The sequence below is a fragment of the Allobosea sp. P1_A7 genome, assembly GCF_056406775.1.
In genome coordinates this window covers 1-1,685 of record NZ_JBFTZN010000536.1, presented here as the reverse complement: position 1 = coordinate 1,685, position 1,685 = coordinate 1, and the positions used below count along the sequence as shown (strand labels likewise).

The 1,685-nt window shown below is 65.9% G+C and carries 3 protein-coding genes; all 3 read left to right on the top strand.

The annotated features are described in order from the left end of the window. The first annotated feature begins 169 nt into the window (after positions 1-169). Entirely contained in the window at positions 170-331 is a 162-nt protein-coding gene (locus AC1D34_RS37370) for a hypothetical protein (protein WP_476827004.1), read from the top strand. Then, complete coding sequence (gene tnpB, locus AC1D34_RS37365; RefSeq protein ID WP_476827003.1) at positions 328-675, top strand: IS66 family insertion sequence element accessory protein TnpB; 348 nt, start codon at positions 328-330, stop codon at positions 673-675. Before AC1D34_RS37370 ends, tnpB begins: the two co-directional genes overlap by 4 nt. Before the next feature lie 112 nt (positions 676-787). Beyond that, positions 788-1,685: IS66 family transposase (gene tnpC, locus AC1D34_RS37360; protein ID WP_476827005.1), on the top strand; the 898-nt coding region annotated here is incomplete at its 3' end.

Genomic DNA, 1,685 nt, shown 5'->3' with positions numbered 1-1,685 from the left:
CCACAACGGCCAACCACGACATTCAGAAAAAAACGACCCAGAGCCAGCCCCGCCCTGGCCGGATAATGATCGGAACACCGACCGGTTAAGTCTCGGAACAGTGGCCGGTTAATTATTGGAATAGCTGGCCGGTCCCGTCGGAATCCGCACGACGGCATGTCCAGCACCGGTGCTGGATGAGGACAGCCGGGATTGCCGTCCAGCATCGGTGCTGGACCGCTCGCCGCGGGTTGAGATCGTCCTGTCCTCCGGCCGGCGGATCATTGTCGAAGGCGGCGTCGATGTCGACGCGGTGCTCAAGCTGGCGCGGGGCCTTGAGGCGTTCAGGTGATCCCGGTTCCGGTCGGCATGAAGGTGTGGCTGGCGACGGGCCACACCGACATGAGGAAGGGCTTTGCCTCCCTGGCGCTATTGGCGCAGGAGGTGCTGAAGCGCGATCCACTCGGCGGGCATCTGTTCTGCTTCCGCGGCCGGCGCGGCGACCTGGTGAAGATCATCTGGCACGACGGGCAGGCGGCGAACCTCTACGTTCGCCGGCTGGAGCGCGGCCGCTTCCTGTGGCCCTCGCCGGCGGATGGCGTCGTAGCGATCACGCCCGCGCAGATGGGCTATCTTCTCTCCGGCATCGACTGGCGCAATCCAGTGGAGACATGGCGGCCGACCTCGGTCGGATGAGACCTTTTTGCTTGTGTTCTCCGAGAGATGTGATTCCATCCTGGTCGTGAGCAACACCGCCGCATCGACGACTTCGCCGTCGCTGCCGACCGATCTGGCAGCGGCGCATGCGATGATACTGGCCGAGCGCGCGGCGCGGCTCGAGGCGGAAGCGGCCGCCTCTCTCGCGGCTGCGGAAGCACTGAGGGCGAAGGCCGAGGCCTCGTCCGTCGAGGCGACGATTGTCCATCTGAGGCTCATGATTGAGAAGCTCAAGCGCGAGCTCTACGGGCAGCGCTCGGAGCGCACGGCGAGGCTGATCGACCAGATGGAGCTTCAGCTCGAGGAGCTGGAGGCGAGGGCGACGGAGGACGAGATCGCGGCTGAATGCGCCACACCGCATGCCATGATGTCGGCGCCGATGCGCCGCCGCCCGTCGCGCAAGCCCTTCCCCGAGCATCTGCCGCGCGAGCGCGTCGTCGTGCCGGCCCCGACCTCGTGCTCATGCTGCGGCTCCTCAAGGCTGTCGAAGCTCGGCGAGGACGTGACCGAGACACTGGAGGTGGTCCCGCGATCCTGGAAGGTCGTCCAGACGGTCCGCGAGAAGTTCACCTGCAGCTCCTGCGAGGCGATCACTCAGCCGCCGGCGCCCTTCCATGTGACGCCGCGCGGCTTCGTGGGGCCGAACCTGCTGGCGACAATCCTCTTTGAGAAGTTCGGGCAGCATCAGCCCTTGAACCGCCAGAGCGAGAGATACGCTCGCGAGGGCATCGACCTCTCCGTCTCGACGCTGGCCGACCAGGTCGGAGCGGCGACCGCGGCGCTGAAGCCGCTGCATGAGCTGATCGCCCGGCACGTCATGATGGCGCAGCGTCTGCATGCCGACGACACGACGGTCCCGATCGGCCCCCGCTTCGCAAGGGATATTCGCATCGTTCCGGCAAATCGTCGTTGCAGCTATCTATCCGGCCTTATGGCGTCGCTGCCACGGGCCTTGATGAGATCCGCGGATCGGCGCCCAATTACGTTGG